Genomic DNA, 19,444 nt, shown 5'->3' on the forward strand with positions numbered 1-19,444 from the left:
GAGCTCACCAACGGACCGAACCCGCTGAGCCGGACCCGAGCGCCAGGTTCCCAGCTGCCTGGGGCGTACGGCACCATGGAGGTTTGACCTGAGTGAAACGGGGCGCGCGCGTGAATGGTCCACTTATCGTCCAGAGCGACAAAACACTCCTTCTCGAGGTCGACCACGAGCTCGCCGGAGCCGCGCGGCGCGCCATCGCTCCCTTCGCCGAGCTGGAGCGGGCTCCCGAGCACATCCACACGTACCGGATCACCCCCCTCGGCCTGTGGAACGCCCGGGCCGCCGGGCACGACGCCGAGCAGGTCGTCGACGCGCTCGTCGAGTTCTCGCGCTACCCCGTCCCGCACGCGCTGCTCGTCGACGTCGCCGAGACCATGGCCCGCTACGGCCGGCTCACCCTCTCCAAGCACCCCGTGCACGGGCTGGTCCTGACCAGCACCGACCGGCCGGTGCTGGAGGAGATCCTGCGGTCCAAGAAGATCGCCCCGCTCGTCGGGGCGCGGCTCGACCCCGACACCGTGGCCGTGCACCCCTCCGAGCGCGGGCAGATCAAGCAGACGCTGCTCAAGCTGGGCTGGCCGGCCGAGGACCTCGCCGGGTACGTCGACGGCGAGGCGCACCCGATCGACCTGGCCGAGGACGGCTGGGCGCTGCGCCCGTACCAGCAGCAGGCCGTCGAGGGTTTCTGGCACGGCGGCTCCGGTGTGGTCGTGCTGCCCTGCGGCGCGGGCAAGACGCTGGTCGGCGCCGGGGCGATGGCGAAGGCCAAGGCGACGACGCTGATCCTGGTCACGAACACCGTCTCGGCCCGCCAGTGGAAGCACGAGCTGGTCAAGCGGACCTCGCTGACGGAGGACGAGATCGGCGAGTACAGCGGTACGAGGAAGGAGATCCGCCCCGTCACGATCGCCACGTACCAGGTCCTGACGACGAAGCGGAAGGGCGTCTACCCGCACCTGGAGCTCTTCGACTCCCGGGACTGGGGCCTGATCGTCTATGACGAGGTGCACCTGCTGCCCGCGCCGGTCTTCAAGTTCACCGCGGACCTCCAGGCCCGTCGGCGCCTCGGCCTGACGGCCACCCTCGTACGGGAGGACGGCCGCGAGTCGGATGTCTTCTCCCTCATCGGGCCGAAGCGGTTCGACGCGCCGTGGAAGGAGATCGAGGCGCAGGGCTACATCGCGCCCGCCGACTGCGTCGAGGTCCGGGTCAATCTGACCGAGTCGGAGCGCCTCGCGTACGCGACCGCCGAGACGGAGGAGAAGTACCGCTTCTGCGCGACGACGGCGACGAAGCGGAAGGTCACCGAGGCGCTGGTCGCCAAGCACCAGGGCGAGCAGACGCTGGTCATCGGGCAGTACATCGACCAGCTCGACGAGCTCGGCGAGCACCTGGACGCGCCCGTCATCAAGGGCGAGACGTCCAACGCGCAGCGCGAGAAGCTCTTCGACGCCTTCCGCGAGGGCGAGATCAGCGTGCTGGTCGTGTCGAAGGTCGCGAACTTCTCGATCGACCTGCCCGAGGCGACGGTCGCCATCCAGGTGTCCGGCACCTTCGGCTCGCGCCAGGAGGAGGCCCAGCGTCTGGGCCGTGTGCTGCGGCCCAAGGCGGACGGCCACGAGGCGCGGTTCTACTCGGTCGTCGCGCGCGACACCATCGACCAGGACTTCGCGGCGCACCGCCAGCGCTTCCTGGCCGAGCAGGGCTACGCCTACCGCATCATGGACGCCGACGACCTGCTGGCAACGGACTAGCCTCCGGAGGGAAGCCTCCCGCCCCTGCTGGGGGCTCTGCCCGGGACCCACGCCCGCCAGGCAGACGGCATCAGCCAAATCCAGCCCCGCCTGGGGGCACCTCCCAGCGGTAGCTGGGGGAGATTGAGGCGCGGGGTCTGGGGCGGAGCCCCAGCAGCCGGCCCGCACGGGACGCCGGCGGCGGGCGGCGGGCGGCGACGGGTCAGCGGCGGACGACGCCCGCGTCCTCGGCGTACTCGCCCAGGACGACGACGCGGACGGTGGCCTCCGCGAAGACCTTCGCCGCCCGCAGCACGCTGCCGAAGCCGAAGCGCGGATGGGAGTCGGAGGTGGCGGTGGCGCCGCTAGGGCGGCCGCCCCGGATCGGGGTGAAGGTTGCGGTGCTCATGTGTCCATGGTGCGCTTCCGCGCCGCCCGGCACATCGCTCCCGGGGCGTAATCCCCGGGCGCCCCGCCTCCTCCTCCCGGCCCATGCCGCCCCCTAGTGGCTATGCCGCAGGTCTGACGCTTGCGGCCCCGCCACCCGGACAGCGGTCCCGCGGGAAGGGGACTTCCGTCCCCCGTAATCCGTTCGCGCGGATCGGGCCCCGTGGCTAGAATCTCCGCTCTTGCCGCCTCCCGCCGCCTCGTCGGGGAGAGCCGCCCGCCGGTCGGTAACCGGCGGGCCATCTGTTCCGTACCAGCAGCTGGAGGCAGTCCCGTGCCCGCGCACGCCCCCGAATCCGACATCGGCCCGCTCGCGCGCGAGCGGGCCCACCTCACCGCCTCCCGCGCCGCGCTGCGCGCCATGCGCGCCGACGTCGAGGCCCTCGACATCCGCGACGTCACCGCGAACTGGGTCAACGCGATCGTCCTCCAGGCCCAGATCGACGACCGGATCAAGGCCCTCGCCGACCTGGCCCACACCCCCCTCTTCTTCGGCCGCCTGAACTACCTGCACGCCCCGGGCGCGGAGCTCGCCGAGGGCGCGGAGGGCGAGCAGTTCTACATCGGCCGCCGCCACGTCCACGACGCCGACGGCGACCCGATGGTGATCGACTGGCGCGCGCCCGTCTCCCAGCCGTTCTACCGCGCCTCCAAGACCGACCCGCAGGACATCGCGCTGCGCCGCCGCTTCGGCTACACGGGCGGCGAGCTGACGGCGTACGAGGACGAGCACCTGTCGGACCCGGCCGAGGGGGCCGCGGTCAGCAAGCTGCTCCAGCAGGAGATCGAGCGCCCGCGCGTCGGTCCCATGCGGGACATCGTCGCGACGATCCAGCCCGAGCAGGACGAGATCGTCCGTTCCGGCCTGTCCGGCTCCGTCTGCGTGCAGGGCGGCCCCGGCACCGGGAAGACGGCGGTCGGCCTGCACCGGGTGGCGTACCTGCTGTACGCGCACCGCGACCGGCTCGCCCGTACGGGCACCCTGGTCATCGGGCCGAACCGGTCCTTCCTGCAGTACATCGAGCAGGTCCTGCCCGCACTGGGCGAGCTGGAGGTCAAGCAGGCCACCGTCGACGACCTGGTGGCGCAGGGCGGCCTGGAGGTACGCGGCACGGACGCGGCCGAGACCGCAGTGGTCAAGGGCGACGCCCGGATGGCGCAGGTACTGCGCCGCGCGCTCGAATCACATGTCACGCAGCCTGCCGAGGCGCTGATGGTGGTCCGCGGTTCGCGCCGCTGGCGGGTGCCCTCGTACGAGCTCGCGGAGATGGTGCAGGAGCTCCAGGACCGCGACATCCGCTACGGCGCGGCCCGCGACGCGCTGCCGCAGCGGATCGCGCACGCGGTTCTCGTACGGATGGAGCAGGCGGGCGAGGCGCCGGACGACCGCGTGCAGGACGCGGTGGCCCGCAATCCGGCGGTGAAGGCGGCGGTGAAGGAGATCTGGCCCCCGGTCGAACCGGCGAAGCTGGTGCTCCGCCTGCTGTCGGACCCGGATTTCCTCGCGCTGCACGCACGGGACGTCCTCACGGCGGACGAGCAGAAGCTCCTGCTGTGGGCGAAGCCGCCGCGGACCGTGAAGTCGGCGAAGTGGTCGGCGGCGGACCTGGTCCTGATCGACGAGGCGGCCGACCTCGTCGAGCGCACGCACTCCCTCGGTCATGTGGTCCTCGACGAGGCGCAGGACCTGTCGCCGATGCAGTACCGGGCGGTGGGGCGGCGCTGCACGACGGGTTCGGCGACGGTGCTCGGCGACCTCGCGCAGGGCACCACCCCGTGGGCCACGCGCAGCTGGGACGAGGCGCTGACCCACCTCGGGAAGCCGCAGGCGGTGCTGGAGGAGCTGACGGCGGGCTTCCGCGTGCCGCGCGAGGTGATCGCGTACGCCTCCCGCCTGCTGCCGTCGATCTCCCCGGGCCTGGCCCCGGTCTCCTCGGTCCGCGAGACGCCGGGCTCGCTGGTCGTCACGCCGACGGCGGACCTGACGGCGTCGGTGGTCTCGGCGTGCCGTGCCTCCCTCGCCCACGAGGGCTCGATCGGCCTGATCGCGGCGGACGCCCGGATCCCGGTGCTGGCCGATGCCCTGTTGGAGGCCGGCCTGCCGTACCTGTCGCCGGGCGAGGAGACGACGGCGGCGGCCCGGCTGACGCTGGTGCCGGCCTCGCTGGCCAAGGGTCTGGAGTACGACTACGTGGTCCTGGACGAGCCCGCGGCGATCGTGGACGGCGAGCCGGACGAGCGCACGGGCCTGCGCCGCCTGTACGTCTGCCTCACCCGCGCCGTCTCGGGCCTGACGGCCCTCCACTCGGCCCCCCTGCCGGCGGCCCTGTCCTGATCCGAGGCCGCCGGAGCGGCCGGTCAGGCCAGGGCGGCCCGCCACTCGGCGACGGCCGCCGCCGACACCGGCCGCCCCCACCCGGAGGGACGGGCCGCGCCGCCGATGTGGAACCCGTCGATGCCCGCGGCGCGCAGCACCGGCAGGTGCGAGAGGGTCAGGCCGCCGCCGACCAGGATCCGCGCCCCGTACCCCGGCTCGCCGCTCCGCGCCGCCTCCGCGCGGAGCACCGCCAGGCCCTCGTCGACGCCGGCCGCCGAGCCCGCCGTCAGGTAGGTGTCCAGACCGGGCAGATCGGCCAGTGCCTTGCGCAGGCCGTCGCGGTCCGCCGCGCGGTCGATCGCCCGGTGGAAGGTCCAGCGGCACCCGTCGAGCTCCGCCACCAGCGCCTCGACCGCCGCGAGGTCCGGGCTCCCGTCCGGGTTCAGGAAGCCGAGTACGAACTCCTGCGCCCCCTCCGCCCGCAGCTCCCGCGCCGCCCGGACCAGCTTGGAGACGTCAGCGGCGGCGAAGCCGTCCGACAGGCGGAGCATCACGCGCAGCGGGATGTCGACCGCCGCTCTGATCGCCGCGAAGGTCTCGCGCGGCGGGGTGAGCCCGTCGGCGGCCATGTCGGTGACCAGCTCCAGTCGGTCCGCCCCACCGGCCTGGGCCGCGACCGCGTCCTCCACGTCGAGGGCGATCACCTCCAGGAGTGCACGGTTGCTCATTCGATGCCGTCCTTCGTCCAGTACGCCAAAATAGGTCTAGTCCAATATTAAGAGTACGGGCCTCCGCCCTCGCTCCACCAGCACCATCACGCCACCCCCACAATGTGCGCATGGACACCAGTACCCCGCGCACCGACACCACCGCTCTCCGCGCCCGCTGGCACGCGACCGCCGTCGCCGCCGGGGCGAGCGGCGACCCCGCTCCCTACGCCGACCGCCTCCTCGCCGCCTGGGCGGAGCCGCAGCGCCGGTACCACACCACCGCGCACCTGGCCGACGTACTGGCACGGACAGACGTACTGGCGCCGTACGCGGCCGACCCCGCCGCCGTCGAGCTCGCCGCCTGGTTCCACGACGCCGTGTACCGCCCCGACCGCTCCGAGAACGAGGAGCGCAGCGCCGTCATGGCCGAACGGGCCCTGCCCGAGCTGGGCATCGACGCCGACCGCACCGGCGAGGTGGCCCGGCTGGTCCGGCTCACCGTCACCCACGACCCCGCCCCCGGTGACAGCAACGGCGAGGTGCTCTGCGACGCGGACCTGGCCGTCCTGGCCGGAGCCCCCGAGGCGTACGCGGCGTACGCGGCCGCCGTGCGCGCCGAGTACGGCTTCGTCCCGGACGACGCCTTCCGCGCCGGCCGTGCCGCCGTGCTCCGGCAGCTGCTCGCCCTGCCGAGGCTCTTCCGCACGCCGTACGGCACCGCGCACTGGGAGGCCCCGGCCCGCGCCAACCTCGCCGCGGAGCTCGCCGATCCGGCGTAGGCCGGGCAGGTCGGGAGGTCAGGCGGGTCCGTACATCAGGTCCGTGAATCGGGCCCCCGAGTCTGTCAGGTCGCGGGAATTCGATCATGTTCGCCGCAGTTGGTGAGAGTCATGCCCGCAGCCTCCGCACGCCCCCGCATGCCCGTCGCCGTCTACGTCCTCGGCCTGTCCGTGTTCGCGCTCGGCACCAGCGAGTTCATGCTCTCCGGGCTGCTGCCACCCATCGCCGAGGACATGGGCGTCACGATCCCGCAGGCGGGCCTGCTCATATCCGCCTTCGCGATCGGCATGGTCGTCGGGGCGCCGCTGCTGGCCGTGGCCACCCTGCGCCTCCCGCGCCGCACCACCCTCATCTCCCTCATCAGCCTCTTCGGCCTCGGGCAGGTCGCGGGCGCGCTGGCCCCCACGTACGAGCTCCTCTTCGCCTCCCGCGTGGTCTCCGCCCTCGCCTGCGCCGGCTTCTGGGCCGTCGGTGCGGCCGTGGCCATCGCCATGGTCGACAAGGACCAGCGGGCCCGCGCGATGGCCGTCATGATCGGCGGCCTGTCCATCGCGAACGTCCTCGGCGTGCCCGCGGGCGCCTTCCTCGGCGAGCACCTGGGCTGGCGCTCCGCGTTCTGGTCGGTCGGCGCGGCCTCCGCGATCGCCCTCGCCGGCATCCTGGCGCTGATCCCGAAGATCCCGCTGCCCGCCGAGAAGCCCTCGGTCGGGCGGGAGCTGCGCATCTACCGCGACCGCCAGGTGCGGCTCTCCATCGGCATCACGGCTCTGGCCGCGGGCGGCGTCTTCTGCGCCTTCAGCTACCTGTCACCGCTGCTCACCGAAGTGGCGGGGCTGGAGTCCGGCTGGGTCCCGTGGATCCTCGGCCTCTTCGGCGTCGGCGCGCTGATCGGCACCACCATCGGCGGCAGGGTCGCCGACGCGCACCTGTTCGGCGTGATGATCTGGGGCATCACCGCCTCGACCGTCTTCCTGACGGCGCTCGCCCTCCTCGCGTCGGCGCAGGCCGCGGCGGTCGCCCTCTCGTTCCTGCTCGGCGTCTCGGCCTTCTTCACCGCCCCCGCGCTCAACGCCCGCATGTTCAACGTGGCCGGCGCCGCCCCGACCCTGGCCGGAGCCACCACCACGGCCGCCTTCAACCTCGGCAACACCGGCGGCCCGTGGCTCGGCGGCACCGTGATCGACGCGGACCTCGGCTTCGCCGCCACCGCGTGGGCGGGCGCGGCGATGACGGTCACCGCCATCGCCCTCACCGCGATCGCGCTGCGCCTGGACCGCCGCACGCGGCCCACCGCCACCCGCGTGATCGCGTCCTCGGCATCCGCCCCGGCCGCCGTGGCCACCCCGGCCGCAGCGACCGAAGGGCTCTAGCTAGGCCTGTGCCCGGCCCTTCGGGCGGCGCAGGCCCGCCGCCGTGAGGCGGCGGACCAATTCCTTGCTGCCGATCTCCACCGCGCCCGCCCGCACCGCGTCCGCGTACCGGTACGAGGGCACGTCGTAGTGGTCCCGCTCGAACGCCCGCGGCGGGCAGCCGATGGCCGCCGCGAAGGCGTGCAGCTCCTCGTACGAGACGTCGCTGACCAGGTGCGACCACATGCGGCCGTGGCCCGGCCAGGTCGGCGGGTCGATGTAGACGGTCACCGGTGGAAGACCGGGCCGAGGCCGCCCACCGCCGCCACTCTCACGCCCGCTTCCGAGCACACCCAGTGCGGGTCGGGTCCCAGTTCCGGCTCCACGTCCAGCGCGTGCGGGTCACCGTGCGCGCAGACGGGACAGAGCGGCCAGCGCCCGTACTTCTCCAGCAACGCGTCCTGCACGTCCTGGGCGACGAGTCCGGCCAGGTAGTCGACCCCCTCCGGCCACTGCTCCACCCACCACCGGCGGTGCGTGACCGAGTCCTCGACGAGGGAGACGACATCGGTATCGGCGACCTCACCGGCGGCGAGATCGGCGAGAACAAGTGCACGTGCGACGTGCAGCGCCTGTTCCAGGGGGGTCGCGTGGTCCATGGGCCCATTTTGACACTTCCTGTCCATACCCGAACAGAATTTCTACCTCACGCTGCCTGGCGGACCGGCGGTCCGTCGGGTCTTCCACGATCAGCGGTAGCCGGGTCGAGACCAGCCCGGACGTGGGGGCACCTCCCAGCGGTAGCTGGGGGACATGACGCGTGCGGAGTTCTTGTCCCGAGGTGAGACGGCTCCGCACGCGGTGCACGTGTAGGTACGTTCCGACAGCGGCAGTGCGTGCTTGGCTCTCGCTCCGCACCGTCCGCAGTCCATGGTGGTGTGCGCCGGGTGCACGAGCCGCAGGTCCCGGCCGTGCTTGCGCGCCATGTTGATCAGTTCGTGCTTGGCGGCGGAGATCGCCGCGTCAGCTGCTTTACGGGCCATGGTCGACTTCGCGAGGAACTTCGGGCGGAAGTCCTCCACCGCGATCCGATCGAAGTCCGTCACCACGCGCTTGGCCCACTTGCGGGCGGTGTCCTGGCGCTGCCGGGCGATCTTCTTGTGCGCCTTCGCGGCCTGCCGCTTCGCTGTCCGGTATCCCCTTGAGGCGGCCTGCCCCCGCTTCGGCTTCCGGCGAGCCATCATCCGCTGATACCCGGCCAGCTTTCCGGCCGCCTTCCTCCCGTGCCGCGCGTGTGGGAGATCGTGGGCATCGCTCGTGGTGGTTGCGGTCTCCCTCACACCCCAGTCGATTCCGATCGACGCGCCAGAGGCGGGAAGCGGCTGTGCCCCGACCTCTACGACGAAGGACGCGTACCAGTGGCCGAGGCTGTCCCGGTAGACGCGCACGCTGGACGGGTCGGCGGGCAGATCCCGCGACCACACCACCGTCAGCGATATGCCGCCCGCCAGGTGCAGACGGCCGTCCTTCAACCGGAAACCACGCTTCGTGTAGTTGAGTGTCGGATCCGCGACAGCCTTCTTCTTGAACCGGGGCATGCCCGCACGCTGCCGAACCGGCATGCGCGCCTTGATGTCCTTCAACGCTTTCGCGCGGGACGTGGCGAAGTCACGGACGACCTGCTGCTGCGGCACCGACGCGCCCTCACGCAGCCAGTCACGCTCACCGCGCCAGCCGGTCAGCGCCTTGTCGAGACCGGAAGGCTCGCACTTCTCCCTGGCCTTGTGTGCCGCCCGGGACGCGCTAACGCATTGGTTCCACACCCACCGGCACCGGTCCCACTCACCCAACAAGGCCGCACCGGCGGCAGACGACAAGCGAAGCCGAAAGGTGTACCGGACGCGCCGGACCTCTCCCACCTCCGCCAATTCCGTCATGTCGCCAACCTAGAGCCGAAGTCCGCTCCCCTACCCGGAACCCCGACGCCCCATCCGAACGAGTGACCGCCCCCCGTACGCAGACGCCTCGTGGCGGCTTGACGCCCACTCCTGGTGAAAATAACTTTCACATGTGAGCGAGAACGCGAAGGAAGTTTTCACCCGCCCCACAACCTGTGTCGCGAAGGCCTCACAGTCGGCCCCGCCAGCCTCCTCCCTCCGGGCGCGCGTGCGCGGCCTCGCCCCCTCGATGACCCGGTCCGTGCTGGCCGTCGCCGAAGCCGTCGCCGCCGACCCCGCGGGCTGCGCCCGGCTCACCGTCTCCGCCCTCGCCGAGCACACCGGCACCAGTGAGGCCACCGTCGTCCGCACCGCCCGCGTGCTCGGCTACCCCGGCTACCGCGACCTGCGCCTCGCCCTGGCCGCGCTCGCCGCCCAGCAGGAGTCCGGGTCCGCTCCCGCCGTCACCGTCGACATAGCCGTCGACGACTCCCTCGCCGACGTCGTCGCCAAACTGGCCCACGAGGAGGCGCAGACCCTCGCCGACACCGCCGCCGCGCTCGACCTGACCCAGCTGGCCGCCGCCGTCACCGCCCTCGCGACCGCCCGCCGCGTCGACATCTACGGCATCGGCGCGTCCGCGCTCGTCGGCCAGGACCTCGCCCAGAAGCTGCTGCGCATCGGCCTGATCGCGCACGCCCACAGCGACCCCCACCTCGCGGTCACCAACGCCGTCCAGCTGCGTCCCGGCGACGTGGCCGTCGCCGTCACCCACTCCGGGTCGACGGGCGACGTCATCGAGCCGCTGCGCGTCGCGTTCGAGCACGGCGCCGCCACGATCGCCCTCACCGCCCGCCCCGGTTCCGCCGTCACCCACTACGCCGACCACGTCCTGGCCACGTCCGCCGCCCGCGAGACCCAGCTGCGCCCGGCCGCCATGTCCAGCCGGACCAGCCAGCTCCTCGTCGTGGACTGCCTGTTCGTCGCCGTCGCGCAGCAGACGTACGAGCGGGCCGCGCCCGCGCTCGCCGCCTCGTACGAAGCACTCGCCCACCGCCACCGCACCACCCGCTGAACACCCGCCGGACCGCCCGCCGAACCGCCAGGAGCCGCGCCCATGACCGCGTACGCCGAACTCCGCGCCCAGCTGGAGACGCTCACCACCGAGGCGTTCCGGCCCGAACTGGCCGAGATCGACCGGCTGTCCACCCTCGACATCGCCCGCACCATGAACGCCGAGGACGCCACCGTCCCTGCCGCCGTCGCCGCGCAGCTGCCGCTGATCGCCGCCGCCGTCGACGCGATCGCGGCGCGCATGGCACGCGGCGGGCGCCTGGTCTACGCGGGCGCCGGTACGGCCGGCCGGATGGGCGTCCTGGACGCCAGCGAGTGCCCGCCCACCTTCAACACCGACCCGGCGGACGTCGTCGGCCTCATCGCGGGCGGCCCCTCCGCCATGGTCGCGGCCGTCGAGGGCGCCGAGGACTCCAAGGAGCTGGCGGCGCAGGACCTCACCGCGCTGGACCTCTCCTCCGACGACAGCGTCATCGGCATCTCCGCCTCCGGCCGCACCCCGTACGCGATCGGCGCCGTCGAGTTCGCCCGTACGCGCGGCGCACTCACCGTCGGCCTCTCCTGCAACGCCGGCTCCGCGCTCGCCGCGGCCGCCGACCACGGCATCGAGGTCGTCGTCGGCCCCGAACTGCTCACCGGGTCGACCCGCTTGAAGGCCGGTACCGCGCAGAAGCTGGTCCTCAACCTCATCTCGACCATCACCATGATCCGCCTGGGCAAGACCTACGGAAACCTGATGGTCGACATGCGCTCCTCGAACGAGAAGCTGCGCGCCCGCGCCCGCCGCATCGTGGCCCTGGCCACCGGCGCGCCCGACGCCGAGATCGAGGCCGCGCTCACCGCCACCGACGGCGAGGTCAAGCACGCCGTCCTCGTCATCCTCGGCGGCGTCGACGGCCCGGCCGCCGCCGAACTCCTCGCCACCTCGCAGGGCCACCTGCGAGCGGCCCTCGCCCTCGCCCCTTCGCACGCCCACGCCCGGACCCGCTGACCTCCCCCACCTACGGCAAGGCGAACCCCACCATGTCCACTGACAAGAACCGCGCCACAGCCGCCGCGATCCTTCCTCTGGTCGGCGGCCCGGACAACATCACCTCGATCGCGCACTGCATGACCCGCCTGCGCATCACCCTGCGCGACCGCTCACTGGTCCGGGACGAGGCCCTGAAGGCCCTGCCCGCGGTCCTGGGCGTGGTCGAGGACGACACCTACCAGATCGTGCTGGGCCCGGGCGCCGTCGCACGCGTCACCCCGGAGTTCGAGGCACTGGTCGAGGAGGGCCGCCGGGCCGCGCCGCACTCGGTCACGGCGGACGAACTCGCCGCCCGGGGCGCGGCGCTCAAGGAAGCCCGCAAGGCGCGCAACGCCACCCCCTTCAAGCTGTTCCTGCGCCGCATCGCCAACATCTTCGTCCCGCTGATCCCGGCCCTGATCGGCTGCGGCATCATCGCGGGCCTGAACGGCGTGCTGACGAACACGGGCTGGCTGCCCGCCGTCGTCCCGGCACTCGCCGCCATCGCCTCCGGCTTCATGTCGCTGATCGCGGTCTTCGTCGGCTACAACACGGCCAAGGAGTTCGGCGGTACGCCCGTCCTGGGCGGCGCGGTCGCCGCGATCATCGTCTTCCCGGGCATCACCAGGATCGAGGCCTTCGGGCAGCAGCTCTCCCCCGGCCAGGGCGGCGTCCTCGGCGCGCTGGCGGCCGCCGTGCTCGCCGTGCACGTGGAGAAGTGGTGCCGCAGGTGGGTCCCCGAGGCCCTGGACGTCCTCGTCACCCCGACCCTCACCGTCCTGGTCTCCGGCCTGGCCACGATCTTCGGCCTCATGTTCCTCGCCGGTGAGGCCTCCGCCGCCATCGGCACCTTCGCCGACCGGCTGCTCGCCACCGGCGGCGCCTTCGCGGGCCTGGTCCTGGGCGGACTGTTCCTGCCCCTCGTCATGCTGGGCCTGCACCAGGCCCTGATCCCCATCCACACCACGCTCATCGAACAGTCCGGCTACACGGTCCTGCTGCCCATCCTCGCCATGGCGGGCGCGGGCCAGGTCGGCGCGGCCATCGCGGTCTACTACCGCCTCCCGCGCAACCGTTCCCTCCGTACGACCATCAAGTCCGCTCTCCCGGCCGGCTTCCTGGGCATCGGCGAACCCCTGATCTACGGCGTCTCCCTGCCGCTCGGCCGCCCCTTCGTCACCGCCTGCGTCGGCGGCGCGGCCGGCGGAGCCTTCATCGGCCTCTTCAGCCAGCTGGGCATCACCTTCGGCTCCACCGCCATCGGCCCCTCGGGCTGGGCCCTGTTCCCGCTGCTGGACGGCAGGTCGGGCATGGGCGCGACCATCGCCATCTACGCGGGCGGCCTGGCCGTCGGCTACCTGGTGGGCTTCGTCGCCACGTACTTCTTCGGCTTCACCCGCCAGATGCTGACCGACCTGAACACCGCTCCCGAACCCTCCCCGGATGCGGTGTCCGACCCCCCGAAGGAACCCGCCCTGACCTGACCCGTGCCCTTCGGGCGGGGAGCGGCGATGATGCTGCCATGCAGCTCCCCGCCGAATCCGTGTCCGCCGCCGCGCTGATCGAGGTCGTACGCCTCACCACGGAACCGGTGCGTCCCGCCGATCCGTTCACGGGTGACTCCGTCGCCCTGTGGACGGCCGAGGAGGCCGCATCGGCCCTGGACCTGATCGTCTCGCTGCCGGGCAGCGAACAGCACCGCTGCGGCTACCACCCCGGATGGGCGGTCCGCGCGTACGACAGCGATCTCGTGCTCGCGCTGTTCGAGGCGCAGTTCTGCTTCGGCTGCCACGAGGTACGGCTCCACGGCCCGGCCGTCCCGCCCCCGCTGGCCAAGCAGTTCTTCGACCCCGCGGCCCCGGAATCCCGCGTCCTGCTCGCCCGCTTCCGCGCGGCGGCCACGGCACCGGACATGATCACTCCATGACCGACTTGATACCCGATGTGGTCCCCGCCGGGCGGATGAGCGCCGTGCCGCAGCCGCAGCTCCCGCTCCCCGGCGGGATGCTGCTGCGTCCCTGGGCCCCGTACGACGCCCCCGCGCTGGTCGAGTCCTGCCTCGACCCGGAGATCCGGCACTGGAACCGCCCGGACTCCCTCACCCTGGCCGGGGCCGAGGACCGCATCGCCCGCTGGCACGGGCGCTGGCAGGCCGAAGAGGCCGCGGTCTGGGCCGTCGCCCCCGCCGCGGGCGGCCCGGCCGTCGGGCTCATCGGCGTGGCCGACCTCGATCTGCGCGGCGGCAGCGGCGAAATCGTGTACTGGCTGCTGCCCGCCGGGCGCGGCGCCGGGGTCATGGTCCGGGCCACGGACCGCGTCAGCCGCTGGGCCTTCGACGACCTCGGCCTGCACCGGCTGCGCATCACCCACTCGGTGGCCAACCCGGCCTCCTGCGCCATCGCGACGAAGGCCGGCTTCCCGCTGGAGGGCACCATGCGCGGCGCCCTCCTCCACGCGGACGGCTGGCACGACGAGCACCTCCACGCCCGCCTGCGCACCGACGCCCCGGTGTAAACCGGGCTACTCGGCCGGGCCCGCCGCCTTCCCGGTGGAGCGGGCCTTCTCCAGGAGCTCCTTGTAGGGCGTCTCCGCCGTGGTGCCACGCACCTGCGTGAGGCCGTACCGCTCGATGGCCTTTTCGTTCGCGTAGGGCCGGTTGGGATCGAAGGATATCCGTTCACCCGGTGGTGACACATCCACATTGATGTGCGGCCACTCGCCGCCGGCAACCTTCCACACGGTTACGCGCTGCCGACCGCGGGTCACGTTCAAGATTTCACTGCTGTTCGAGATCTCGGCCCGGTACCTGTATTTCGCATGGGGCGGATCCCCTTTCTCGTGTTTCGCTTCGAGCCTCCGACCCTCCACCTTGGAGCGCTCGTAATCACTGGTCATCATCATTCTGTCTTTCCTGATCACGTACACCTCGGCCTGGGCCCTGATGGCTTCATAACCGCGCCCCACCGGATCCTTTATCTCAACGACCGCATCCTGCGCCACCTCTTCCCCCGGATTCAGCGCGAGGCCCGGCTGAACGAACTCGCCATCGTAGATCAAGTCATAGTCGGCCATCTTCACGTCCGGGGGACTCGCAGGCGCGCCATGGATCCAATAGATGCTGGCGAGGACGTAGACGGGCACCTGTCCGGCGTTCTTCACGTACAGATGGACCGTCACATACATCGGCGCCCCATCCTTTTCTATGTTCGCCTCCTTGAACTCCGCCCCACTCTGTATCAGCGGGGTCGTCACATAGGGAACATAGACCTGCGAATACGCCAGGTTGGCGGCGGCCAGAAGGGTAGAAACGATCACTCCGATCGCAATCTTCCTGGGAATGCGGAGACCCTTCCATGCCCGGTATCTGACCAGTTCGAACAGGGCCACCGAAGACCAGACGGCGAGGGCCATCCCGATCAGGGTGTAGCCGGTGAAGCGTTCACCGATCTGCAGCAGAAGAACGGACATGCTACAGAGGAAGGCGATCACGACTCCGACCAGAACGACCACCCCCGAGTAACGCCATCGCCGCGTTTCCCAGAAGTCGACAGCAGCCGCGGCGGCGATCAGCTCCACCACGGCCACGACAAGAATGGTCAATCCCGCGATGCGTCCGCCGTAGGTCAGGGCATCACCACTGTCCGCTATTCCGATCTGGAACAGCGGAAATGCGGTCACGAGGAGGCCGGCGACCACGCAGAAGCCGGTGGATCGCCGTAGCCACGCTTGGTCCGGCCAGACAGTGCCGTCCTCACCGAGCCAATGGATGGGGTGTCCGTCTGCCACACCCTCACGACTCAGGAGTTCCTTGAGTTCCTTGTCGGACCAGACCCTGCCCACCGACCTGCCGTCGATCAGAACTTTCCGCAAGCCGAGGTCATCCGGCGCTCCCACGGTCACCACACGCGTGTTCGCCATGACACCAGCCTGCCGCTTGTCCGCGGGAGGCGCCTCTGGAGCGCGGGCCCCATGAACACCCCCGCGCCAGGGTGCACCCGACACGTCTCAGGGGGAAGCTGGTGTTGACGTGTTGGTGCCGCTCATCCCCGCAGGAGCCCACATGCGTACCCGACTTCTCGCCTTCACCGCCGCCCTCGCACTGGCCGTTCTCGGTGCCGCAGTTCCCGTTGCGCAGGCGGCCGTGCCGACCGTCACCGGACCGGACTGCGTGAAGGACAAGGGAACCGTGGAGTACGACGCCACCACCGGCCTGTATACCTGCGTAGGCGGCCCCCACCACGACGGCGAGCTCATCACCACGACCTGAACGCCGACCGCACGCGCCTCCAGCTTCTCGATGCCGAGGCCGGTCATGAACAACCCGTGCTCGGCCCGGATCTCCCGGCGGGCTTCGGCGACGGCATCCAACAGCCGCGCCCCCGGCCGCTCGCAGCGCAGCCCGAAGTACCCGCCGAAGTCCTCGACCACGCATCCCTGCGGCGGCCGGGCCTTCAGCCCGATGGCGCCCCGGGCACCGGCGCGGCCCCCTCGGCGTGCCGCCGCCGGGCCGCCACGAACTCCGCCAGCACGCCGTTGATCGTCGCCCGCTTACTGGTCGTGCCCAGGATTTCCGCCGCCTCGGCGAGAAGTGCCTCGTCCAGGTCCACCAGGGCGCGTGACAGCGCCTCTTCCAGGCGGGCGGCCATCGCATGACGCCGGCCGCGCGACGCCCCGGTCACGGGTTGGCCCGCTCGTGGAGTACGGCGGCCAGCCGGAGCGCGGTGTCCAGGTTGCAGCGGCCCAGGTCGACCAGCGGCAGCCCGTACGTACCGGCCGCCGAGACCCACTCCACACCCAGGGACGGGAACAGCACCCCTACCCCGGCCAGGGATTCCCTCAGCTGCCGGACGGCCTCCTCGGCCGCCTGCGTGCGCTCCTGTGGCGTGAGCACCATGACATGTCACCTTTCTACTCTGCGTATCCGACTTCAGCACACAGAGTGGCGACGCGCTCGCTAGCCTTTCAACGCGGACACCGCAACAACCGCACGTGTTGGCCAGGGAGTTGCCATGGCAGGAAAGAACCTCGACCCCTCCTCCTCACCCCGCGCCCTGCTCGGCGCCGAACTGCGCGTGGCGCGCGAGCGCGCCGGCCTCAGCCAGGCCGAACTCGGCGAACCGCTCTTCGTCAGCGGCTCGTTCATCGGCCAGCTCGAAGCGGGCACGCGCCGCATGCACCTCGAATTCGCGCGGCAGATAGACGACATCCTCGACACGGGCGGCTTCTTCGTCCGCAACTGCGGGGCCCTGGCCAAGTCCAAGTACCCGAACCACTTCGCTGAGGCGGCCGAGGCAGAAGCGGAAGCGAAGACAATCCGCGAGTACGCGCCCTTGGCACTGCCGGGGATGCTCCAGCCGGAGGCGTACGCCCGGGCCGTCTTCCTCGCCTACCAGCCCACGGCCACGGAGGAGGTCATCACCGAGCTGGTTACGAACCGGCTAGACCGCGCCAAGCTGCTTTCCGACCCAACAACACCGTTGTTTTGGTGCGTGCTCGATGAAGCCGTCCTTCGGAGGATCGTCGGCAGTCGGGCGGTGATGGCGGAGGCCTTGCGTCACATCGCGGCCCTGATCCGTGCACGCCGGATCTTCGTGCAGGTACTGCCGTTCAGCGCAGGAGCACACTCGTCGATGGGAGGCACCTTGAAGCTGATGACCTTCGAGGGCGCTCCTCCACTCGCCTACGTCCAAGGAAACGCCATAGGCGTGCTGTTGGACGATCCGGCCACTGTTACCCGCCACTCGCTGACCTACGATCTCCTCACGGCCAGCGCGCTGTCACCCACCGAATCGCTGGCCGTGATCGAGTCCGCGGCGGAGGATTACGAACATGACCAGCACGCGTGAGTACGACCTGTCTGCGGCCACCTGGCACAAATCCAGCTACAGCGACGGCACCGGCGGCGACTGCCTGGAGATGGCCACCTGGCGGAAGTCCCCCCACAGCGGAGCCAGCGGCGGCGACACGGTCCCCGTCCGGGACTCCAAGGTCCCCGACGGCCCCCACCTCACCTTCAACGGCCCGGCCTGGGCCGCCTTCGTCACCAGCCTCTGACCCACCCCAGGGCGAAGAACGCGGGCAGTTCGCCGCCCGCGTCCAGGTTCACGAACGTGTAGCCCTCGGCCGTCTCCGGGTAGATCTCGAACCGCCTGCCCAGCGGGACGTCGCGGAGGATCGTGGGCTCGGCCTTCCGCCTGCCCGTGCTCCCGTCCAGGTGCCACAGGTACGTCCGTGCGGCGGTCGACGTCACCACGTCGGCCCCGCCCGGACTGCGGCCCTGCGCGATCCCGAGGACCGTGGCGCCGTCGAGCGCGGCGTGCCAGACACGGTGGCCGTCCACCAGGGAGTACGCGGAGACACCCGGGACCTTGTCCTTCACCGGGGTGATCAGCAGGTCGCCGCTGACCAGCGGTCCGGGCTCCGTGAGCAGGTCCTCCCGCGGGCCGGACACCGGCACGGCGCCCCGCTCGTGCCCGGAGTCGTCGAACAGCAGCACCGACTCCCCGGCCCGCAGCGCGATCGGCCGCGCCGACACCATCCGCAGTTCCGTGTGCGGGCCCGTCGTGCGCAGCGGGCTCTGCCAGGCCACGGTGCCGGTCCGCGCGTCCAGCGCCGTCAGCCGGGCCGGGCCGCCGCCGCCGGAGCAGTCCTCGACGTACAGGACCCGGCCCCCGGCCCCGTCGAGCGCGCGGACCTCGCAGCCGGCCGGGACGGGCGCCCGCCAGAGCTCGGCGCCCCCTCGCAGGTCCAGGCCGAGCAGGGCGCCCTGCGTCACGGCGACGGCCGTACCGTCCACCGCGGCCACCACCGACGCGTCCCGGTCCCGGGACGGCGCCGCCGGGAAGTCCTTGGCCCACAGCTCCCGGCCCTCCCGCAGGTCCACGGCCGACACCCGCGCGCCGCAGCCGTCCGGAGTCCGCGCGGAGGCGACCAGCCCGGTCTCGTGCGAGGTGGCCCGGCTCAGGGCGCACAGGGTGGTGCCCTCGGCGGCGGCCACCCCGCCGGCCGAGCGGCCCTCGCCGTTGTAGACGAACACGCCGTCCGTACGGGCCCGCACCAGCCCCTTGGACGGCAGCAGCCAGGCGCCGACCGGCCGGGCCGACTCCGGGTTCTCGCGCTGCCACCAGGTCCACACGTACATCTGCGGGCCGCGCATCCACGCGTACGCCTCCCAGGCGGGCCACAGCACGGCCAGCGCGAGCACCACCGCCAGCCAGCGGACCGGCGCACCCCGGGCGCCACGACGCCCCCGGGCCAGCAGCACGTACGCGAGGAGCCCCAGGGCCGGGGTGAACACCAGCAGCCAGCCCTTGCCCCGTGACCAGTCGACGAACGCCATCCTGCCGAGCAGGACCAGGTACAGCGCGGTCACGGCGGCGACCGCCACGCCGGAAACGAACAGGGCGCGCGACAGAAACCGCGCGCCCCGAGATGTGCCGTTGTCCATGATCCCCCCTCGGGCGCAGCCTAGTCGGCGCGCCCAAAGGGGGCCGGTCAACGGGCCCGGTCAGAGGCCGAGGTGAACAGCAGCTGGTTGGGCGTGCCCTTGCTGATCTTGAGGACGGCGTCCTTGGTGGACTCGTCGGTCACGAAGTTGGCGATGTCCGCGGGCTGCTCGGAAGGGTGCGCCTGCTTGTAGAGGGCGATGACACCCGCGACGTGCGGCGCGGCCATGGACGTACCGCTCAGGGCCATGCTGCCGCCGCCGACCGTGCCCGCGACGTGCGTGCCGTGGCCCTGGCAGTCCTGACCCCTCTGGAGGGCGGCGTCCGGCATCGCGTCGAAGCCGAAGGTGGCTCGCCCGTCGAACTCGGCGTGCTCGCAGTCGATGCCGGTGTCGAGGATGTACGCGTTCACTCCGGAGCCGCTGCCCTGGGCGGTGTAGTTGTTGTCCAGGGCCAGCTCCCGCTGGTCGATCCGGTCCCGGCCCCAGGAGGCGGACGGGGCCCTGCTCGCACCGGCGGCGGGCATCTTCGGGGCGGCCACCTTCGTGTCCTCGTTCACCGCCGCCGGCTGACCGCGCAGGCCGCGCGCACGGGCTCCCCGGCAATTCCCCGCGCCCGCCCGACGCTTAGGGTGATACGG

Annotated in this window: 21 protein-coding genes and 1 pseudogene; 12 read left to right on the plus strand and 10 right to left on the minus strand. The window is 71.8% G+C overall.

Features of this window, described 5'->3' with window-relative positions; all coding sequences use genetic code 11:
* Positions 1 to 110 precede the first annotated feature (110 nt).
* A complete protein-coding gene (locus OG429_RS17860) occupies positions 111 to 1,754 on the plus strand; it encodes a DNA repair helicase XPB (protein WP_328926317.1) in 1,644 nt (547 codons plus the stop codon).
* A gap of 202 nt (positions 1,755 to 1,956) precedes the next feature.
* On the opposite strand, the gene OG429_RS17865 is transcribed toward OG429_RS17860, so the two are convergent.
* Positions 1,957 to 2,142 (minus strand): hypothetical protein, encoded by a 186-nt coding sequence (locus OG429_RS17865; RefSeq protein WP_328926318.1) that lies wholly within the window; start codon positions 2,140 to 2,142, stop codon positions 1,957 to 1,959.
* A 312-nt stretch (positions 2,143 to 2,454) separates the two neighbouring features.
* Here OG429_RS17865 and OG429_RS17870 point away from each other — a divergent pair, with 312 nt between their 5' ends.
* Positions 2,455 to 4,515, plus strand: a complete 2,061-nt coding sequence (locus OG429_RS17870) for a HelD family protein (protein WP_328926319.1) — start codon at positions 2,455 to 2,457, stop codon at positions 4,513 to 4,515.
* A gap of 23 nt (positions 4,516 to 4,538) precedes the next feature.
* Here the strand turns inward: OG429_RS17870 and OG429_RS17875 are convergent, their stop codons facing one another.
* On the minus strand, positions 4,539 to 5,225 hold the full coding sequence (locus tag OG429_RS17875) for a copper homeostasis protein CutC (RefSeq protein ID WP_328926320.1): 687 nt from the start codon (positions 5,223 to 5,225) through the stop codon (positions 4,539 to 4,541).
* Between the two features lie 110 nt (positions 5,226 to 5,335).
* On the opposite strand from OG429_RS17875, the gene OG429_RS17880 reads away from it, so the two are divergent.
* Both OG429_RS17880 and OG429_RS17885 read left to right on the plus strand, forming a co-directional pair.
* Positions 5,336 to 5,986, plus strand: coding sequence for an HD domain-containing protein (locus OG429_RS17880; RefSeq protein WP_328926321.1), 651 nt, complete (start codon positions 5,336 to 5,338; stop codon positions 5,984 to 5,986).
* A 138-nt stretch (positions 5,987 to 6,124) separates the two neighbouring features.
* Entirely contained in the window at positions 6,125 to 7,357 is a 1,233-nt protein-coding gene (locus OG429_RS17885) for a Cmx/CmrA family chloramphenicol efflux MFS transporter (protein WP_328930321.1), read from the plus strand.
* On the opposite strand, the gene OG429_RS17890 is transcribed toward OG429_RS17885, so the two are convergent.
* The 3 genes and pseudogenes from OG429_RS17890 to OG429_RS17900 all read right to left on the minus strand — a co-directional run bounded on the left by OG429_RS17890 (position 7,358) and on the right by OG429_RS17900 (position 9,273).
* Complete coding sequence (locus OG429_RS17890) at positions 7,358 to 7,627, minus strand: DUF4031 domain-containing protein (protein WP_328926322.1); 270 nt, start codon at positions 7,625 to 7,627, stop codon at positions 7,358 to 7,360. It lies immediately after the preceding gene.
* A complete protein-coding gene (locus OG429_RS17895) occupies positions 7,624 to 7,995 on the minus strand; it encodes a hypothetical protein (protein ID WP_328926323.1) in 372 nt (123 codons plus the stop codon). The genes OG429_RS17890 and OG429_RS17895 overlap by 4 nt, the downstream gene beginning before the upstream one ends.
* A gap of 47 nt (positions 7,996 to 8,042) precedes the next feature.
* Positions 8,043 to 9,273: pseudogene (locus OG429_RS17900) on the minus strand (RNA-guided endonuclease InsQ/TnpB family protein).
* A gap of 133 nt (positions 9,274 to 9,406) precedes the next feature.
* On the opposite strand from OG429_RS17900, the gene OG429_RS17905 reads away from it, so the two are divergent.
* The 5 genes from OG429_RS17905 to OG429_RS17925 are packed head-to-tail and all read left to right on the plus strand — an operon-like array spanning position 9,407 to position 13,873.
* Complete coding sequence (locus OG429_RS17905; protein WP_405679646.1) at positions 9,407 to 10,348, plus strand: MurR/RpiR family transcriptional regulator; 942 nt, start codon at positions 9,407 to 9,409, stop codon at positions 10,346 to 10,348.
* A gap of 42 nt (positions 10,349 to 10,390) precedes the next feature.
* Complete coding sequence (gene murQ / locus OG429_RS17910; protein WP_328926324.1) at positions 10,391 to 11,338, plus strand: N-acetylmuramic acid 6-phosphate etherase; 948 nt, start codon at positions 10,391 to 10,393, stop codon at positions 11,336 to 11,338.
* A 32-nt stretch (positions 11,339 to 11,370) separates the two neighbouring features.
* Positions 11,371 to 12,843, plus strand: coding sequence for a PTS transporter subunit EIIC (locus OG429_RS17915; protein WP_328926325.1), 1,473 nt, complete (start codon positions 11,371 to 11,373; stop codon positions 12,841 to 12,843).
* A 38-nt stretch (positions 12,844 to 12,881) separates the two neighbouring features.
* Positions 12,882 to 13,286: a hypothetical protein gene (locus OG429_RS17920; protein WP_328926326.1), complete on the plus strand. Its 405-nt coding sequence runs from the start codon at positions 12,882 to 12,884 to the stop codon at positions 13,284 to 13,286.
* A complete protein-coding gene (locus tag OG429_RS17925) occupies positions 13,283 to 13,873 on the plus strand; it encodes a GNAT family N-acetyltransferase (RefSeq protein WP_328926327.1) in 591 nt (196 codons plus the stop codon). The genes OG429_RS17920 and OG429_RS17925 overlap by 4 nt, the downstream gene beginning before the upstream one ends.
* A 6-nt stretch (positions 13,874 to 13,879) precedes the next feature.
* Here the strand turns inward: OG429_RS17925 and OG429_RS17930 are convergent, their stop codons facing one another.
* Complete coding sequence (locus tag OG429_RS17930) at positions 13,880 to 15,277, minus strand: hypothetical protein (protein ID WP_328926328.1); 1,398 nt, start codon at positions 15,275 to 15,277, stop codon at positions 13,880 to 13,882.
* 142 nt (positions 15,278 to 15,419) lie between these two features.
* On the opposite strand from OG429_RS17930, the gene OG429_RS17935 reads away from it, so the two are divergent.
* Positions 15,420 to 15,626 carry a hypothetical protein gene (locus tag OG429_RS17935; protein ID WP_328926329.1) on the plus strand — a complete coding sequence of 69 codons (207 nt, stop codon included), beginning with the start codon at positions 15,420 to 15,422 and terminating at the stop codon, positions 15,624 to 15,626.
* Between the two features lie 184 nt (positions 15,627 to 15,810).
* Here OG429_RS17935 and OG429_RS17940 read toward each other — a convergent pair whose 3' ends face one another.
* Together OG429_RS17940 and OG429_RS17945 are read right to left on the minus strand one after the other, a co-directional pair.
* Complete coding sequence (locus OG429_RS17940; RefSeq protein WP_328926330.1) at positions 15,811 to 16,005, minus strand: type II toxin-antitoxin system VapB family antitoxin; 195 nt, start codon at positions 16,003 to 16,005, stop codon at positions 15,811 to 15,813.
* A gap of 29 nt (positions 16,006 to 16,034) precedes the next feature.
* A complete protein-coding gene (locus tag OG429_RS17945) occupies positions 16,035 to 16,253 on the minus strand; it encodes a hypothetical protein (RefSeq protein ID WP_328926331.1) in 219 nt (72 codons plus the stop codon).
* A gap of 115 nt (positions 16,254 to 16,368) precedes the next feature.
* Between OG429_RS17945 and OG429_RS17950 the strand changes: the two genes are divergently transcribed.
* Positions 16,369 to 17,205: a helix-turn-helix domain-containing protein gene (locus OG429_RS17950; RefSeq protein WP_328926332.1), complete on the plus strand. Its 837-nt coding sequence runs from the start codon at positions 16,369 to 16,371 to the stop codon at positions 17,203 to 17,205.
* Positions 17,189 to 17,413, plus strand: coding sequence for a DUF397 domain-containing protein (locus OG429_RS17955; protein ID WP_328926333.1), 225 nt, complete (start codon positions 17,189 to 17,191; stop codon positions 17,411 to 17,413). The genes OG429_RS17950 and OG429_RS17955 overlap by 17 nt, the downstream gene beginning before the upstream one ends.
* Here the strand turns inward: OG429_RS17955 and OG429_RS17960 are convergent.
* Positions 17,400 to 18,806 (minus strand): outer membrane protein assembly factor BamB family protein, encoded by a 1,407-nt coding sequence (locus OG429_RS17960; protein WP_328926334.1) that lies wholly within the window; start codon positions 18,804 to 18,806, stop codon positions 17,400 to 17,402. The two genes, OG429_RS17955 and OG429_RS17960, sit on opposite strands and share 14 nt — an antisense overlap.
* A gap of 47 nt (positions 18,807 to 18,853) precedes the next feature.
* Positions 18,854 to 19,363 carry a S8 family serine peptidase gene (locus tag OG429_RS17965; RefSeq protein ID WP_328926335.1) on the minus strand — a complete coding sequence of 170 codons (510 nt, stop codon included), beginning with the start codon at positions 19,361 to 19,363 and terminating at the stop codon, positions 18,854 to 18,856.
* Positions 19,364 to 19,444: the final 81 nt, after the last annotated feature.

It is taken from the genome of Streptomyces sp. NBC_00190 (assembly GCF_036203305.1).
In the GTDB taxonomy this organism is placed as follows: domain Bacteria; phylum Actinomycetota; class Actinomycetes; order Streptomycetales; family Streptomycetaceae; genus Streptomyces.

Bases quoted from the DNA above. Each gene is read 5' to 3' on its own strand.
- OG429_RS17865 (WP_328926318.1), bottom strand. From the start codon at position 2,142: ATGAGCACCGCAACCTTCACCCCGATCCGGGGCGGCCGCCCTAGCGGC.
- OG429_RS17875 (WP_328926320.1), bottom strand. From the start codon at position 5,225: ATGAGCAACCGTGCACTCCTGGAGGTGATCGCCCTCGACGTGGAGGAC.
- OG429_RS17880 (WP_328926321.1), top strand. From the start codon at position 5,336: ATGGACACCAGTACCCCGCGCACCGACACCACCGCTCTCCGCGCCCGC.
- OG429_RS17885 (WP_328930321.1), top strand. From the start codon at position 6,125: ATGCCCGTCGCCGTCTACGTCCTCGGCCTGTCCGTGTTCGCGCTCGGC.
- OG429_RS17895 (WP_328926323.1), bottom strand. From the start codon at position 7,995: ATGGACCACGCGACCCCCCTGGAACAGGCGCTGCACGTCGCACGTGCA.
- murQ (WP_328926324.1), top strand. From the start codon at position 10,391: ATGACCGCGTACGCCGAACTCCGCGCCCAGCTGGAGACGCTCACCACC.
- OG429_RS17915 (WP_328926325.1), top strand. From the start codon at position 11,371: ATGTCCACTGACAAGAACCGCGCCACAGCCGCCGCGATCCTTCCTCTG.
- OG429_RS17920 (WP_328926326.1), top strand. From the start codon at position 12,882: ATGCAGCTCCCCGCCGAATCCGTGTCCGCCGCCGCGCTGATCGAGGTC.
- OG429_RS17925 (WP_328926327.1), top strand. From the start codon at position 13,283: ATGACCGACTTGATACCCGATGTGGTCCCCGCCGGGCGGATGAGCGCC.
- OG429_RS17930 (WP_328926328.1), bottom strand. From the start codon at position 15,277: ATGGCGAACACGCGTGTGGTGACCGTGGGAGCGCCGGATGACCTCGGC.
- OG429_RS17935 (WP_328926329.1), top strand. From the start codon at position 15,420: ATGCGTACCCGACTTCTCGCCTTCACCGCCGCCCTCGCACTGGCCGTT.
- OG429_RS17940 (WP_328926330.1), bottom strand. From the start codon at position 16,005: ATGGCCGCCCGCCTGGAAGAGGCGCTGTCACGCGCCCTGGTGGACCTG.
- OG429_RS17945 (WP_328926331.1), bottom strand. From the start codon at position 16,253: ATGGTGCTCACGCCACAGGAGCGCACGCAGGCGGCCGAGGAGGCCGTC.
- OG429_RS17950 (WP_328926332.1), top strand. From the start codon at position 16,369: ATGGCAGGAAAGAACCTCGACCCCTCCTCCTCACCCCGCGCCCTGCTC.
- OG429_RS17955 (WP_328926333.1), top strand. From the start codon at position 17,189: ATGACCAGCACGCGTGAGTACGACCTGTCTGCGGCCACCTGGCACAAA.
- OG429_RS17960 (WP_328926334.1), bottom strand. From the start codon at position 18,806: ATGGACAACGGCACATCTCGGGGCGCGCGGTTTCTGTCGCGCGCCCTG.